We start from the raw sequence: 14,679 nt of genomic DNA, 5'->3' as shown, positions 1-14,679 counted from the left end.
GGGGAATTCATTTCGATGTCTAAATGTTAGTCGCCTAATGTTTCGGCGTCAAGACACCGAACCTTTAGCCGTTGGCCCCCGCTCATACGACGCCACGCCGACGATCACCACGAGCAGCGCGACCTGCGCGATAGCGGCCACCTCCACCCCGGCGACCCAGGCTACGAGCGCGGCGAGCGCGCACACCAGGCGACGCGGGCCGAAGCCGAGCCCCAGCACGTGCCGGAACCCGACGTCGGCGGCCAGGAACAGCGCGACGCCGCCGGACAGGACCAGCGCCTGCCCGTCCTCCAGCGTGTCGTAGGCGTGACCGGTCGCCTTCTTCAGCCCGACCGCGACGAAGACGATCGCCAGCAGCAGCACGAGGTGCGCGTAGCCGAAGCCCTCCAGCGCGGCCTGGCCGCGACGGGCCGGGGTCATCGCGTCGAGCGCGTGGACGGCGCGCTCGTCGTCGCCGCCGAAGTACGTCCACCACAGCGCCGCGCTCAGCAACAGCCCCAACAACGCCACGAGGATCAGCTCGGCGTCGACCGGCAGCTCCTCGGCGCCGATCCCGATCGCGATCAGCGACTCGCCGATCGCCACGATCACGACCAGGCCGTGGCGCTCGACGAAGTGGTCGGCGGCGACGCTGATCGCGGTGAAGTCCACCAGCAACCGCGGGACGATCCACGAGACGAGCGCGGCCGCGATCCACAGCGCGATCTCCGCGTCGCCGCCCATCGCGCCGCCGATCAACACCAACAACGCTCCGAGCAGGTTCCCCGGCGCGAGCTGGCGCACGATCGTCCAGAAGCCCGCGGGCGACGCGTGCGCGTAGAGCCACAGGTGAATCGCCACCACCGCCGCGTAGCCGAGCGCGAACGCCAGGCCGCTGCCGTCGAACGCCGACGGGATCGACAGGGCGATCACGAAGTACGCGCACATCCCGCCGAGCAGGAACACGCGGTTGACCGGCACGCTCATGTCGAGGTTGTTGGTCAGCCACGCGTAGCCGCCGTACATGTAGAAGATGATCGTCAGCATCAGCGCCACGTGGCCGGCGCCCGCCCAGGAGAGGTCGGCGGCGAGGACGGTGCTGAGCTGCGTGATCGTGAAGACGAAGACGAGGTCGAAGAAGAGCTCGAGCGTCGTGACGCGCGGGCCGGACGCGGCGTGCGCGGCGGGCGCCGCGGTCTCCGTCACCGCTCGCCGTCCGCGGCGACCTGCACGATCGAGGCGTCGATCAGCCACTCGACCGGCGCGACGTCGTCGGTGTAGACACGGCCGCCGCGCAGCGGGCCGGCGAGGCGGGCGGCGGTGTCGCCGGCGGTGGCGCGCAGCTCAGCCGGGAGGGCGGGGATCGAGGCGCGCAGGATCTCCGGCGTGACCGGGTTCTCCGACGCGATCAGCTGCGTGTTGACGTCCTGGGCCGGGTCCCGTGCGACGTGCCCGAAGACCGAGCCCATCGTCGCGGTCAGCACCTTCTCGAGCTTGTTGGAGTCCTCGGGGTGGCCGACGTTGACGATCACCATGCCGCCCGGGTTCAGGCGCTCGCGCGCGAGGCGGAAGAACTCCTTGGTCGCCAGGTAGAACGGGATGTAGGGCTGGCGGTAGGCGTCGACGTAGATGACGTCGAAGCGGCGGTCGGTCGCGCGCAGCCACGGGCGCGCGTCGGCGGCGTGGGTCTCCAGGTGCGGCGCGCGGAAGTCGAACAGCCGCTCGCCGACCTCGGTCAGCTCGCCGTCGATCTCGACCGCGTCGATCCGCGTCGCCGGGAAGTAGTGGCCGTAGGCGCGCGCGACGGTCCCGGCGGCGCTGCCGAGGATCGCGATCGACCGCGGCGGCGTCGCGCGACCGGCAAACGGCAGCACGAGCGGCTCGTCCCAGTAGTTGCCGGTCAGGTAGGTGCCCGGCCGGAAGACCGAGTGCACCGCTTGGCCCTCGTTGAGCTCCAGCTGGCGCTCGCCGTCGTCGAACTCCACGACCCGCGCGTACTGGTACTCGGTCTCGGCCTCCCAGATCACGCGGCCGTCGGTGGTCGCCTTGACGGTCCCGGTCGGCAACGCGATCAGCAGCGCGACGAGCGCGGGCGCGAGCAGCGCGACCCGCTGGCGCAGGCCGAGGATCGCGGCCAGGCCGAGCGCGAGCGCGAAGACCAGGAACGTCCGGCGCGTACCGACGAACGGGATCAGGACGAGCGCAGACAGGAAGACGCCGGCCAGCGAGCCGAGCGTGGAGATCGCGTACAGGCGCCCCGCGACGCGGCCGGCCTCGTCCAGCGCGCCCACGGAGAGCCGCACCGCATAGGGCGAGACGCAGCCGAGCACCAGCACCGGCGCGGCGATCAGGATCAGGACGGCGAGCAGCGAGCCGACGAACGCGCCCGCCTCGACGCTGTCCAGCGCGTCGACGCTGACGCGCAGGAAAGGCCCGGCGACGAACGGCACCGCCGCCATCAAGCCCGCGCCGAGCAGGACGAGCTTGCAGAGCCCGGCGAAGGTCGGGTCGCGGTCGGCGAGGCGGCCGCCGAGGTAGTAGCCGCCGCTGAGCGCGACGAGCACGGTGGCGATCGTGTTCGCCCAGACGATCGTGGAGGCGCCGAACCACGGGGCGAGCAGCCGCGCGGCGGCGATCTCCGCGCCGAGGGTGGCGGCGCCCACGACAGCGGCGACGAGGGCGACGGAGCGGCGGTCCTGCACCCGCGTCAGCCTACGGGGTCCCGTCCGCGCGGGCGCCTACGGTTCGGCCCATGACGACCGAGGAGCTGCGCGCGCTGGACCGGTCCGCCGTCTGGCATCCGTTCACCCAGCAGCAGGGCTGGGCGACCGAGGACGCGCCGATCATCGAGCGCGCCGAGGGGTCGTGGGTCTACGACACCGACGGCAACGCCTACCTCGACGGGACCTCGTCGCTGTGGTGCAACGTCCACGGCCACCAGCATCCGCGGATCGACGCCGCGGTCCGCGCGCAGCTCGACCGCGTCGCGCACACGACCATGTTGGGGTTGTCGCATCCGGGCGCGATCGAGCTCGCCGATCGGCTGTTGGCGATCGCCCCGCGCGCCGAGGGCCGCGCGCCGCTGTCGCGCGTCTTCTACTCCGACAACGGCTCGACGGCCAACGAGATCGCGCTGAAGATGGCGTTCCAGTGGCACCGGATCCGCGAGCCCGAGGGCCGCCGATTCAAGTTCGTGTACTTGGACATGAGCTACCACGGCGACACGATCGGCAGCGTGTCGGTCGGCGGGATCGACCTGTTCCACACCATGTTCCGGCCGCTGCTGTTCGAGGGCATCCGGGTCGCCCCCGGGGACGCCGCGGGGCTGGAGCGAGTCCTACGCGAACAGGGTGACGAGATCGCCGCGCTGATCATGGAGCCGCTCGTGCAGGGCGCGGCGGGCATGTTGATGCACCCCGACGGCTACCTGCGCGCGGTGCGCGAGCTGTGCGACACCTACAACGTGCTCATGGTCGTCGACGAGGTCGCCACCGGCTTCGGGCGCACCGGCACGATGTTCGCCTGCGAGCAGGAGGGCGTCGTCCCGGACCTGATGAGCGTGGCCAAGGGGCTGACCGGCGGCTACCTGCCGCTGGCCGCGACGCTGGCCACCGAGCGCGTGTACGAGGGCTTCCTGGGGCGCTTCGAGGAGTTCCGCACGTTCTTCCACGGGCACACGTACACCGGCAACCCGCTGGCGTGCGCGGCGGCGCTGGCGACGCTCGAGGTCTTCGAGGACGAGGACGTCATCGACGCGCTCCAGCCGAAGATCGCCCTGCTCGGCGAGTTGTTGGAGGAGCTGATCGCGCCGATCGAGACCGTCCGGTCCATCCGGCGCTGCGGCTTCATGACCGGGATCGAGTTGGTGGACTTCCCGCTCGAGGCGCGGATGGGCCACCAGGTGACGCTCGCGGCCCGCGAGCGCGGGGCGATCGTCCGGCCGCTGGGCGACACCGTCGTGCTGATGCCGCCGCTGTCGATCGCACAAGACGAGCTGCGCCAGCTCGTGGCGATCACCGCCGAGGCCATCACGGCGGCTACGGGCGCAGGTACCCCACGCGCGCCCGCAGCCGTCGCTCCGGCTTCGACGCCTGCCTGAGGGCCTAGTCCTCGTAGGCGACGAAGTCGCGCTTGCGCGCACCGCACACGGGACAGAACCACGTGTCGGGGATGTCCTCGAAGGCGGTCCCGGGCGGGATGCCGCCATCGGGGTCGCCGTCGGCCGGGTCGTAGATGAACCCGCAGGACTCGCAGATCCACTTCTGCACGGTCTCGCTCATGTGGACCGAAACGGTACTGGCCGAGCGGCCAGTAGTGTCCCCTGAGTGGACGTTGATCGGCCGGGTCCTGGGGAGGAGCTCAACGACGCGGGAACGGTGACGCCGCCGCGCCAAGCGGCGACGATCATCCTCCTGCGCGGTGGTGGGCAAGCGCTGGAGGTGCTGCTCGTGCAGCGCAACCCGGCGCAGCGGTTCATGGGCGGCGCGTGGGTCTTCCCCGGCGGCGCGGTGGATCGCGGCGAGGGCGAGGGCGATGAGGCCCATCGCGCCGCGGCCGTGCGCGAACTGGACGAAGAGGCCGCGGTCTCCGGTGTCGCTCCGGCGTCGCTGGTGCGCTTCTCGCGCTGGATCACGCCGCCGCAGGTCAAGGTCCGCTTCGACACCCACTTCTTCCTGGCGCCGTCGCCGGAGGGCGCCGAGCCGGCGGTCGACGGCCACGAGTGCGTCGACCTCGGGTGGTTCACGCCGGAGGGCGCGCTGGAGCGTCATCGCGCCGGCGAGCTGCTGCTGGTCTTCCCCACCATCAAGCACCTGGAGCAGCTCTCGTCGTTTGAGAGCGCCGACGCGCTGCTGGCGTTCGCGACCGGCCGCGAGGTCGTGCCGGTCGAGCCGCGCGTGGTGCTCGGTGGCGAGGCCGCGCGGATCCTCTTGCCGGGCGAGCCGGGGTACGAGGACGCCTAGCCGGACGCCTGCAGTTGGCGCGGGCTAGGCGGTGGGCGTACTGTCGCCTTCCATGACCGCGACGCTGCCCGATGACCTGCGCGAGGTGTTCGCGCGCTGCACCGAGGCCGAGCTGGTGACGATCGACGAGCAAGGTCGCCCACGGGCGCAGGCGGTCACACCGCGCTATCGCGAGGGCGGGCCGTGCATCGACGTCGCCGGCGGCGGAGATGCGGCGGTCGAGGACCCGCACGTCGCGCTGCTGTTCGCGGCCGATGGGCCGGTGGTGCTCGTGCAGGGCACCGCGTACGCCGACGACGGGCTGCACGTGCGGCCCGAGCGCGTGTACGCGTGGGATGGGAACGACGCGGACGCCGAGCCGCGGCTGTTCGACACGCACCTGGAGGAGGTGCGGTCCGGCCACAACGAGGAGCCCGAGATCCCGCACGCGGCGCCGGCCGGCGGACGCGGGCACTGGGACTACCGACTCGACGGCGTGTCGTCGGGGCTGCTGGCGTGCGTCGGCCCGGACGGCTTCCCGTTCGCGGCGCGGCTGGAGGTCACGCCCGACCCGCGCGGTGGCGTGCTGCGGCTGCCGTGGCTGCCGGTGGGGATGCCGCTGGAGGAAGGCCCGGCGTGCCTGCACGCGGCCGGCGGTGGGCCGTGCGTTCATGGCGACTTGTTGGACGGCGCCGAGGGCTGGCGCGTCGTCCCGCACGCGGTGGCCTGACGGGTGCGCGTCGCGGTCACCGGGCCGACCGGAGAGATCGGCAAGGCGTTCGTGCGCGCGCTGGAGCGCTCGCGCGACGTGACGTCGGTCGTGGGGATGGCGCGGCGGCCGTTCGACCCGGCGCAGCACGGCTGGAAGAAGGTGGAGTACCGGCAAGGCGATGTCCTTGATCGCGCGTCGGTGGAGCGGCTGTGCGAGGACGCCGACGTCGTCGTGCACCTCGCGTTCGTGATCGTCGCTGGGTCGCGCGAGAGCGAGCACATCAACTTGGAGGGCTCGCGCAACGTCTTCGAGGCGGCGGCGCAGAGCGGCGCGAAGCGGTTGGTGTACGCGTCGAGCGTGGCGGCTTACGGGTTTCCCGAGCTGGACCGGCCGATCGTCGAGGACGACCCGGCCGCGGGCAACGCGGCGATGCCGTACTCCCATCACAAGGCGCAGGTCGAAGGGCTGTTGAGCGAGATCGTCTCCGACGCAGATATCGACGCCTACATCTTCCGGCCGTGCATCGTCGCCGGGCCGCAGGCGCCGCTGCTGATCGACCAGATCCCATACGTGCGCTGGGGCGACCGGCTGCCGGGCGCGGTCAAGGCGATGCTCGCGGCCGTGCCGGGCGTGCGGCCGGTGCTGCCGGATCCGGGCGTGCCGTTCCAGCTCGTCCATCATGATGATGTCGCCACGGCGCTGCGGGCGGGCGTGCTCGGCCGCGGCGAGCCTGGGGCCTACAACTTGGCCGGTCCGGGGACGGTAACGATGGGCGACGTCGCGCGGGCGATGGGCTACATCAGCGTGCGCGTGCCGGGGATCGCCGTCGACGCGACCGCCGAGATGATCGCGCGGCTGCCGGCGCTGCCCGACGAGATGACGTGGATCGAGGCGGTCCGGCGACCGACGCTGATGGACACGTCCCGCGCGCGCAAGCAGCTGCGCTGGCGCCCGAAGTACGACGCGGCGACGACGCTGCGCGCGACCGTCAGCGGGTGACGGTCGTCGCCGGGACGCCGAAGCGGCGCTCGGCCTCGCCGGTGAGGTCGTCCTCGCGATAGCGCTGGGCCTCTTCGTCGCCGCGGGCGAAGACCACGACGCGGTCGGCCTGGAAGGTCGTCAGCGCGTCCTGGAGCGCGAGCAGCGGCTCGCTCTCCCCCGCGGTCGCACGTGCGCGCGCGCCTTCGGCCGACAGCGCCTCGGCCGTCTGCTTGGCGGTCGACTCGGCCTCGATGATCGCCTCGTCGGAGTCCGAGACCCAAAACGCGAGCGGCGACTCGTTGACCGCCGGCGAGACCACGAGCACTTCAGCGCCGGTGAGGTCATCGTCGCCCAACGCGCCGCGCAGGTCGTCGGCGTCGACGGGATCGGTGGCGAGTACGAGCAGCTTCATGCCCCAGCGGTTCCCGCCCGGGCGTTGCGGCATGCGTCGCCGGGTCTAAGACTCGGCGGGCGGGGTCTCCGCCTCGACCGGCGGATCGACCGGCGCGGACTCCTCGGCGGCCTCGGGGCCCGTGGGCTCCTCGGCGGGCGGCGCGGCTTCGGCGGCCGGTGCCTCCTCCGCGTGGATCGCCTCGGCGGGCGGCTCCTCGGCGGCGGCGGGCTCCTCGGCCTCGGCCGGAGGATCGACGGCGGGCGCCTCCTCGGCGGCGGGCGCGTCTTCCGTGGCGGCGGGCGCGGCCTCGGCGGCCGGCGCCTCCTCGGCGGCGGGCGCCGGCGTGGGCTCGGGCTCCGGCTCCAGGTCAGCCTCAACCTCGTGGGCGCCGACGGTGGCGGGGACGATGCGCAGGACCTTCGCGACGTTGCCCTTGGTGCGGACGTCGCCGCGGGCCAGCGCGATGGTCGGCGAGAGCTCGCCGGTCAACAGCGCCTTGCCGGTGTCGGCGTCCATGGACAGCACGACGTCGGCGCGGAGCTTGCTGTCGCCCAGCTCGATGCGGGGCGTCTTGTTGGCGCGGACGTCGAGCGTGACGGTCGCGTTGGGGTCCCGGAACGCGAACTGCACGACCGCGTCCGCCTGGATCAGCAGAGCACGCCGCTCCGCGTTGTACACCAGGTTGTTCAGGATGCCGCCGAGCTGGTCGTAGACCTCGGCGTCGGACTCGAAGTGCGCCATGGGTCGCGGAGGGTACCGGCCTTCCGCGACCCATAGCGGGCTCCCCGTTCCCCTACTCCTTGCCGAGCAGCATCGCGATGCCCTGACCGCCGCCGATGCAGAGCGTCACGAGGCCGTACTGATGGCCCTCGCGATCCATCTCCGACAGCAGCTTCGTGGTGATCGCAGCGCCCGTCGCGGCGATCGGATGGCCCAGCGCGATCGCGCCGCCGTTCGGGTTGACCTTCGCGGGATCGAGATCGAGGTCCTTGATGACGGCCAGTGCCTGAGCGGCAAAGGCCTCGTTGAGCTCGATCACACCGATGTCCTCCAGCTTCACGCCGCTGCGGTCCAGCACCTTGCGCACCGCCGGGACCGGGCCGATGCCCATGACCTCGGGATCGACGCCGCAAGAGGCGTAGGCGAGCACCCGCGCGCGGACCGGCGCGCCCAGCTCGGCCGCCTTGGCGTCGCTCATCAGCACCAGCGCGGCGCCCGCGTCGTTCATGCCGCTCGCGTTGCCGGCGGTCACCGTGCCGCCGTCCTTCTTGAAGATCGTCGGCAGCTTGGCCATCCCGGCCTGGTCGACCTCGTGGCGGATGTGCTCGTCGCGCGTGAACTCCACCGTCTCGCGCTTGACCTTCACGCCGACCCCGACGACCTCGTCGTCGAACTTCCCGGCCGCCTGCGCCGCGCTCGCACGGCGGTGGGACTCGACCGCGAACGCGTCCTGCTCGTCGCGCGAGATCCCCATCCGCTCGGCGAGGTTCTCGGCCGTCACGCCCATCTTGATGTCGTGGAACGGGTCGGTCAGCGCGCCCTGGACCGGGTCGATCACCGGCGCCGGGCCCATCTTGGAGCCCCAGCGCGCCTGGCTCAGCCACATCGGCGCGCGGCTCATCGACTCCGCGCCGCCCGCGAGCGTGACGTCGGCGTCGCCGGTCTGGATCGCCTGGCACGCGCTCACCAGCGCCTGGACGCCGGTGCCGCAAAGGCGGTTGACGGTGAAGGCCGGCGTCTCCTTCGGGATCCCGGCTTTGATGCCGACGACCCGCGCCATGTAGGCGTCCTTGGTCTCGGTGTGGATGACGTTGCCGAACACGACGTGCTCGATCTGCGCGGGGTCGATCTGGGCGCGCTCGATGGCGGCCTGCGCGGCGGTCGCGCCCAGGTCGCTCGGGGCGACGCCGGCCAGCGACTTGCCGTAGGAGCCGATCGCGGTGCGCGCGGCGGAGGTGATCACGACGTTGGTCATTTCGTGAAGTTTCTCTGAGGAACGCGAAACCTTCTTCCTGACCTCCCGTTAGAGTCGCCGAGGAGGAGGACCACTGTGGAAGCTTCAGCGCTATCGCACCCCGTCGGACTCGGCCGCGTCTCGCTCGCGGGACCGCTGCTCCGGCTCCGGACCGACGACCAGTTGGTGGCGCTCTTCCGCGCCGGCCACGACGAGGCCTTCGGCCAGATCCACGACCGCTATCGGGCGCGCCTGTTCGCCTACTGCCGGCAGATGCTCGGCGGCTCGCGCGGCGACGCCGAGGACGTGCTCCAGGACGTCTTCCTGCGCGCGTACAACTCGCTGCGCGCCGATCGCCGCGACGTCGCGCTGCGCGCGTGGCTGTACCGCGTCGCGCACAACCGCTGCATCGACCACCTCCGCCGGCCCACCCCCGCGGCCGAGGACATCTTCGACGTCAACCGCGGCTCGGGGGCCGAGCAGCCTGCCGAGGCCGCCGAGCGCCGCGAGGACCTCCGCCGCCTCATCGCCGACGTGCGCGCGCTGCCCGAGCAGCAGCGCAGCGCCCTGCTGATGCGCGAGATGGAGGGCCTGTCCTACAACGACCTGGCCGCTGCGCTCGGCGTCACGGTCCCGGCGATCAAGTCGCTGCTGGTCCGCGCGCGGATCGGGCTGGTCGAGGCGGTCGAGGCGCGCGACACCGCGTGCGTCGAGATCCGCGACGACCTCGACAGCGCCTTCGGCCGCGGCGTGCGCGTCTCCGGCCGCGCGCGCAAGCACTTGAAGGAGTGCGCGGGCTGCCGCGACTACCGCGTCGCGCTGCGCAGCGTGGAGAAGCAGCTCAACGGGCTGGCGCCGTCGCACGGGCCGCTCGGGCTGATCGCGAAGCTTCTGGGCATCGGCGGCGCCGGGTCGGGCGGCGGCGCGGCGGTGCTCGGCGGCGGTGGCGCGGCGACCACGGCGACGGTGACCACCGGGACCGCGGCGACGGTCGGGACGAGCGCGGTGGCGACCAAGGTCGTGGCGGTCGTCGCGGCGGCGGCCGTGGTCGGCGGCGGCGCGGCGACGGTGCAGAAGGTCGAGCACGCGGTCAAGCAGCCGGCGGCGCACGAGCGGGTCGTCGCCAAGCCGGCGACGGCGAGCGTCAGCGCCGTGAGTTCTGCGGTCGCAGAGCAGGCGGCTAAGACGGCGGCGGTGTCGGGGGCCTCGTCCTCAGCGGCGTCCGGCGCGGCGAAGAAGCGCTCGCTCTCGCACACGGGCGGCTTGCGTCCGGCGTCGCATCGCGGCAGCGGCGCGACCGTGACGAAGCTCTCGACGTCCGCGACGGCCTCCGCGGAGGCGGCGCCGAAGGTGGACGAGACCTCAGGCGGCGTGGAGGCCCCGGCCGACGCGGCAACCTCGACGCCGGTCGATCCGGGCGGCTCCGGCACGGCGACGTCCGGCGCGGCGCAGGGGGCGACCTCGGGCGCGGGCAGCACGGCGACTGCGGGCGCGGGCGACGCGGCGGCGGGCTCGGCCACGACGGCGAGCGGCAGCGACGCGGGCAGCGCGGGCACGAGCGGGACGAGCGGCACGAGCGGGTCGACGACGTCGTCCTCCTCGTCCGCCGGGTCCACGAGCGGCGCGGTGACGTCCCCGTCGGGCACGGTCTCCCAGGGCACGACCGGCCCGGTCGCTCAGGGCGCGTCGGCGACTCCGACGCCCTAGCACGCTAACGTCGCCGCCATCGAGCGCTACCTCGCGACACTCGACCACGAGGAGCTCTACGTGCGGCGCGGGCCGCGCTCGGGGCTGTTCACGATCGTCGCCGTCCACTCGACGGTGCGCGGGCCGTCCCTCGGCGGCTGCCGCATGTGGACCTACGACGACAACCGCGCCGCGATCCGCGACGCGCTGCGGCTCAGCGAGGGCATGACCTACAAGTCGGCGGTCGCGGGCCTGCCGCTGGGCGGCGGCAAGGGCGTGATCGTCCTGCGCCCCGGCGAGCCGCTGGACGCCAAGCGCCGCCGCGCCGCGTTGCTGGACTTCGGCGAGACCGTGGAGCGGCTGGGCGGCACCTACGTGACCGCCGAGGACGTCGGCACGTCGACGCGCGACATGACCGTGATCGCGAAGGCGACCAAGCACGTCAGCGGGCTGTCGCGACGCGCCGGGGGCAGCGGCGACCCATCACCGTTCACCGCGCTCGGCGTCGTGCACGCGATCGAGGCGACGCTGGAGCGCGCGTTCGGTGATCCATCGCCGCGGGGCCGTCGGGTCGCGGTCGTGGGCCTGGGCCACGTCGGGCTGCGGGTCGCGCAGCTGCTGGCGCGCGCCGGGGCGCGGTTGGTCGTCGCCGACATCGACCGCGGGAAGAAGGCCGAAGCCGAGCGGCTGGGCGCGAAGTGGGCGACGCCGGCCAAGGCGATGACGGCGGCGGTGGATGTGCTGGTGCCGTGCGCGCTGGGCGGCGTGCTGGACCATGAGTCCGTGCCGCGCTTGCAGGCGCCGACGATCGCGGGGGCGGCGAACAACCAGCTCGCGTCCGCCGATGTGGCCGATCTGCTGCGGGCGCAGGGTGTTCTGTGGGCGCCGGACTTCGTCGCCAACGCGGGCGGGATCGTGAACATCTCGGTCGAGTTCGAGCGCGGCGGCTATGACCCGGCGCGGGCGAAGGCGCGCACGGCGCTGATCGGCGAGACGCTGCGGCGGATTTATGACGATGCGGCTGGGGCGGGAACGACGCCGCTGGCGGCGGCGAGCGCGTTGGCGGCGCGGAATTTGGCGGTCTGAAGGGGGGCGCTGCCGCGGGGTGGCGCGGGCGTTTGTGGCGTTCGGCGCGCGGCTTTGGTGGTGGTGCGGGGCGTTGGAGAGGGGCGGCGAGGGAGTGAAGCCGGGTTGGCGTGGCCGCCGCTTGGTGTCGTCCTCGGGCCGCCTCTCGGGCGCGGGGGAGGGTTCGGGGCCGAAGGATCGGTCCGGGTCGCGCTGACCGGAACTATTCCGGCTCACGCGACCCGCATCCCGAAAACAGCCCTCATGGAGCACCTCCAGGGATCCGGGTCGAATAAGCGTCGTATATCGACTATTAGGCGACCCGGATCGATCCCTTCGGCCCCGAACCGCCCTCCCCGCGCCCAAGACAACGCCCGAGGACGACCGACCGCGGTCGCCACGCCACAGCGCTCTCACTCCCTCGCCGGATCCTCTCCAACGCAACGCACCGCCACCCACACCCCGAACTGAACGCCACCAACGCCGGCGCAGCGCCAGCGACCCGAGCGTCAGCGCCTAGACGAACCCATCCGGCGACGCCCGCGACACCGGCACCGCCGCCGCGCTCGCCGCCGACGCCGAGGCCGCCGCCAAGCGCTCGCGCTCGGCCTGTGCCTGCTCGGGCGTCTCGTCCGGCCAGTGGCCGTGCTCGTCGAAGAAGGTCCGCGCGTCGTCCTCGACGTAGCGGTCCTTGTCGCCGTGGCGCATGACGTACAGGATCCAGATGATCCCGACTACGCCGGCCACGCAGATGAAGATGCCGTAGGCGTTGGCGAGCATCGCGAGAGAGGGTACCCGCCCACCCAACGCCCGCGCGTCCGCTCAGTGCGCGTGGCGCCCGAGCTGGGCGAACCACTCCGGTCGCTCCTCGACGCCGTCGGGCAAGCGGCCCTCCTCGGCGAGCTTGTCGAGGTGGGCGAAGAGCGTGACGGTCGCGGGCAGCCGTAGCTCCGGCGGCGCGTCGGACCACGCCGCGTCCAGGAGCGCGTCGATCGACCGCGCGCCGGCGCCAAGCGCCTCGACCAGCCGCCGCTCGCGGTCCAGGCGATGGCCGATGTACTCCTCCAACTTGGCGTCCGCGTCCTCCACGACCGGCCCGTGGCCGGGCAGCAGCCGCGCGAACCTGCACGCGCGCAGGCGCTCCAGGCCGTCCAGGTAACCGCGCAGCGCCCCCGGGTCCGGCGCGATGAACACGCTGCCGGCGCCCAACACCGCGTCGCCGGTCAGGCACGCCTCACCGCTGCGCAGCGCGAAGCACAGGTGGTCCGACGCGTGGCCCGGAACCGCGATGGCCTCCAACATCGGGCCGGCCGCATCTCCGTCGCCGATCCGCGCCGTCGCGCCCTCCCACGCCGCCGCGAGGATCGGGACGCCCCCACCACCCTCAGCCACCGCCCGCGCCGCGCCCGCGTGGTCGCCGTGCCCATGCGTCAGGACGACACCGCCGACACCACCCCGCTCCCCCGCCGCGGCCAGCACCGCCTCGACGTGCTCCGGCAGATCCGCCGGCCCCGGATCGACGACCCAGCACGGATCACGCCCGACCAGCCACGTGTTCGTCCCCGTCAGCGTCAGCGGCGACGGGTTGTCGGCGCGCACCAGCGCGACGTCGTCCATGCGGCCAATCTACGACGAACGCACGGGCGCCCGTTCGGGCGCGCGGTCCGGCACGATCGGCCGCCGCGACCACAGCAGCACCACGATGCCCACGCCGACCGCCGAGACCGCGTAGGCCAGCCGCGGCGAGACGGCCGACGTCAGCGCGCCGCCGACGATGTAGCCGATCCCCGGCACTGCGGCCGCCGCGCTCTCCAGCAGCCCCGCGACGCGCGCCTGGTACTGGTCCTCGACCGCCTCCTGCAGCGCGGTCATCACCGCCACCCACTGCACGCCGTTGCCGGTCCCGCCTATGACCGAGCCCACGCACGCCACCAGCAGCGTCGGCGCGCCGGCCAGCACCGCGTAGCCGACGCCGATCGCCGCCGTCGAGAGCAGCACGAGCGACGACAGCGACCGCGACCGCGACCGCGCGAACAGCGCCGACCCGAGCAGGATCCCGCCGCCCCACGACGCGATCAGCACGCCGAAGCCCAGCGACGTCGAGTCCAGCGTCTCCTTCGCGTAGACGACCTCGATCGGGATGATCAGCGTGAAGAACAGGATCGCGATCGCCTCGCCCGCGATCAGCCGCCCGGCGATCGGATGGCCGCGCACGTAGTCCAGTCCGTCGCGGACGCGCGACCGCCACGACTCGCGCGTGTCGTCGACCTCCGGCTCGGGCAGTGACCGCGCGCTCAGCGCCAACAGCAGCGCGACGATCGCAAACGACGCGGCGTCCGCCCACAGCGCGGTCGCCGCGCTCCACTGGAAGACGATGAACCCGGCCAGCACGGGGCCCGCCGCGCTCATCACGGCGAAGACGACGTTGATCAGCGCGTTGCCCTCCCGCAGCGCGTCGTGCGGCGTGAGCACCGCCGCGATCGCGCCGCGCGACAGCCCGCGCGCGGTCAGCGCCAGCAGTCCGTCCGCGAACGCGAACGCGAGCACCGCCGGCAGCCAGAACGCGTCGCCCGCCAGCGCGGCCAGCCCGACGAACGCGCCCGCCTCGAGGATGTACAACGCCGGCAGGACGCGCGAGATCCTCCGGCGATCGAGGCCGGCGGTCAGCGCGGGAGCGGCGAACGCGGTCAGGAACTTCCCCGCGACGAACAGGGCGGTCACCGCCAGCGCCGAGTCCGTGCGATCCAGGACGAGGATCGCCAGAGCTACGACGCCGAGGTTGTCGCCGAGCTCGTTGATCGCGTAGGACGTCGCGAGCGCCGGAAATCCGCGTACCCGAAGGGATCTCCTCACCGGCGACACGGGCCTCAATCTAAACATGGATCCGGAGGCACTGCGCCCCGCTTGCGCTAAGGAATCTGGGAACTAGGCCGATAAGCAGGGCGTAATGGGCCGTAGGACCCTCGTT

The 14,679-nt window shown here is 72.8% G+C and carries 15 protein-coding genes; 6 read left to right on the top strand and 9 right to left on the bottom strand.

Annotation, left to right across the window (positions count from 1 at the left end; all coding sequences use genetic code 11):
• Positions 1 to 48: 48 nt before the first annotated feature.
• Both ACT01A_RS20635 and ACT01A_RS20630 read right to left on the bottom strand, forming a co-directional pair.
• Positions 49 to 1,185 (bottom strand): low temperature requirement protein A, encoded by a 1,137-nt coding sequence (locus ACT01A_RS20635; RefSeq protein WP_445148976.1) that lies wholly within the window; start codon positions 1,183 to 1,185, stop codon positions 49 to 51.
• Positions 1,182 to 2,681, bottom strand: coding sequence for a spermidine synthase (locus ACT01A_RS20630; RefSeq protein ID WP_445148975.1), 1,500 nt, complete (start codon positions 2,679 to 2,681; stop codon positions 1,182 to 1,184). The genes ACT01A_RS20635 and ACT01A_RS20630 overlap by 4 nt, the downstream gene beginning before the upstream one ends.
• Positions 2,682 to 2,731: 50 nt before the next feature.
• On the opposite strand from ACT01A_RS20630, the gene bioA reads away from it, so the two are divergent.
• A complete protein-coding gene (bioA, locus tag ACT01A_RS20625) occupies positions 2,732 to 4,078 on the top strand; it encodes an adenosylmethionine--8-amino-7-oxononanoate transaminase (protein ID WP_445148974.1) in 1,347 nt (448 codons plus the stop codon).
• Positions 4,079 to 4,082: 4 nt separating this feature from the next.
• On the opposite strand, the gene ACT01A_RS20620 is transcribed toward bioA, so the two are convergent.
• The gene (locus ACT01A_RS20620) at positions 4,083 to 4,259 is read right to left on the bottom strand and encodes a rubredoxin (RefSeq protein ID WP_445148973.1); all 177 of its coding nucleotides are present in this window, start codon (positions 4,257 to 4,259) and stop codon (positions 4,083 to 4,085) included.
• Positions 4,260 to 4,304: 45 nt separating this feature from the next.
• Here ACT01A_RS20620 and ACT01A_RS20615 point away from each other — a divergent pair, with 45 nt between their 5' ends.
• The 3 genes from ACT01A_RS20615 to ACT01A_RS20605 are packed head-to-tail and all read left to right on the top strand — an operon-like array spanning position 4,305 to position 6,630.
• A complete protein-coding gene (locus ACT01A_RS20615; RefSeq protein ID WP_445148972.1) occupies positions 4,305 to 4,940 on the top strand; it encodes an NUDIX hydrolase in 636 nt (211 codons plus the stop codon).
• A gap of 52 nt (positions 4,941 to 4,992) precedes the next feature.
• Entirely contained in the window at positions 4,993 to 5,649 is a 657-nt protein-coding gene (locus ACT01A_RS20610; RefSeq protein ID WP_445148971.1) for a hypothetical protein, read from the top strand.
• Between the two features lie 3 nt (positions 5,650 to 5,652).
• The gene (locus tag ACT01A_RS20605) at positions 5,653 to 6,630 is read left to right on the top strand and encodes an NAD-dependent epimerase/dehydratase family protein (protein ID WP_445148970.1); all 978 of its coding nucleotides are present in this window, start codon (positions 5,653 to 5,655) and stop codon (positions 6,628 to 6,630) included.
• Here the strand turns inward: ACT01A_RS20605 and ACT01A_RS20600 are convergent.
• From ACT01A_RS20600 to bktB, 3 genes are read right to left on the bottom strand one after another with little or no spacing between them, the layout of a single operon-like run.
• Positions 6,620 to 7,024, bottom strand: a complete 405-nt coding sequence (locus ACT01A_RS20600) for a hypothetical protein (RefSeq protein WP_445148969.1) — start codon at positions 7,022 to 7,024, stop codon at positions 6,620 to 6,622. The genes ACT01A_RS20605 and ACT01A_RS20600 overlap by 11 nt on opposite strands.
• A gap of 45 nt (positions 7,025 to 7,069) precedes the next feature.
• Positions 7,070 to 7,747 (bottom strand): SCP2 sterol-binding domain-containing protein, encoded by a 678-nt coding sequence (locus ACT01A_RS20595; RefSeq protein WP_445148968.1) that lies wholly within the window; start codon positions 7,745 to 7,747, stop codon positions 7,070 to 7,072.
• 52 nt (positions 7,748 to 7,799) lie between these two features.
• Complete coding sequence (gene bktB / locus ACT01A_RS20590) at positions 7,800 to 8,981, bottom strand: beta-ketothiolase BktB (protein WP_445148967.1); 1,182 nt, start codon at positions 8,979 to 8,981, stop codon at positions 7,800 to 7,802.
• 75 nt (positions 8,982 to 9,056) lie between these two features.
• Here bktB and ACT01A_RS20585 point away from each other — a divergent pair, with 75 nt between their 5' ends.
• Positions 9,057 to 10,667 carry an RNA polymerase sigma factor gene (locus ACT01A_RS20585; RefSeq protein WP_445148966.1) on the top strand — a complete coding sequence of 537 codons (1,611 nt, stop codon included), beginning with the start codon at positions 9,057 to 9,059 and terminating at the stop codon, positions 10,665 to 10,667.
• Between the two features lie 60 nt (positions 10,668 to 10,727).
• Complete coding sequence (locus tag ACT01A_RS20580; protein WP_445148965.1) at positions 10,728 to 11,732, top strand: Glu/Leu/Phe/Val family dehydrogenase; 1,005 nt, start codon at positions 10,728 to 10,730, stop codon at positions 11,730 to 11,732.
• 495 nt (positions 11,733 to 12,227) lie between these two features.
• Here the strand turns inward: ACT01A_RS20580 and ACT01A_RS20575 are convergent, their stop codons facing one another.
• From ACT01A_RS20575 to ACT01A_RS20565, 3 genes are read right to left on the bottom strand one after another with little or no spacing between them, the layout of a single operon-like run.
• A complete protein-coding gene (locus ACT01A_RS20575; protein WP_445148964.1) occupies positions 12,228 to 12,491 on the bottom strand; it encodes a hypothetical protein in 264 nt (87 codons plus the stop codon).
• Positions 12,492 to 12,533: 42 nt separating this feature from the next.
• Complete coding sequence (locus ACT01A_RS20570; protein ID WP_445148963.1) at positions 12,534 to 13,328, bottom strand: MBL fold metallo-hydrolase; 795 nt, start codon at positions 13,326 to 13,328, stop codon at positions 12,534 to 12,536.
• Between the two features lie 9 nt (positions 13,329 to 13,337).
• Positions 13,338 to 14,564, bottom strand: coding sequence for an MFS transporter (locus tag ACT01A_RS20565; RefSeq protein WP_445148962.1), 1,227 nt, complete (start codon positions 14,562 to 14,564; stop codon positions 13,338 to 13,340).
• Positions 14,565 to 14,679 lie beyond the last annotated feature (115 nt).

This window comes from Baekduia sp. Peel2402, assembly GCF_052567285.1.
This window is presented reverse-complemented; position numbering and strand designations above follow the sequence as displayed.

Coding starts and splice junctions, on each gene's coding strand:
- ACT01A_RS20595 (WP_445148968.1), bottom strand. CDS start 7,747: ATGGCGCACTTCGAGTCCGACGCCGAGGTCTACGACCAGCTCGGCGGC.
- ACT01A_RS20570 (WP_445148963.1), bottom strand. CDS start 13,328: ATGGACGACGTCGCGCTGGTGCGCGCCGACAACCCGTCGCCGCTGACG.
- ACT01A_RS20600 (WP_445148969.1), bottom strand. CDS start 7,024: ATGAAGCTGCTCGTACTCGCCACCGATCCCGTCGACGCCGACGACCTG.
- ACT01A_RS20610 (WP_445148971.1), top strand. CDS start 4,993: ATGACCGCGACGCTGCCCGATGACCTGCGCGAGGTGTTCGCGCGCTGC.
- bktB (WP_445148967.1), bottom strand. CDS start 8,981: ATGACCAACGTCGTGATCACCTCCGCCGCGCGCACCGCGATCGGCTCC.
- ACT01A_RS20620 (WP_445148973.1), bottom strand. CDS start 4,259: ATGAGCGAGACCGTGCAGAAGTGGATCTGCGAGTCCTGCGGGTTCATC.
- ACT01A_RS20575 (WP_445148964.1), bottom strand. CDS start 12,491: ATGCTCGCCAACGCCTACGGCATCTTCATCTGCGTGGCCGGCGTAGTC.
- bioA (WP_445148974.1), top strand. CDS start 2,732: ATGACGACCGAGGAGCTGCGCGCGCTGGACCGGTCCGCCGTCTGGCAT.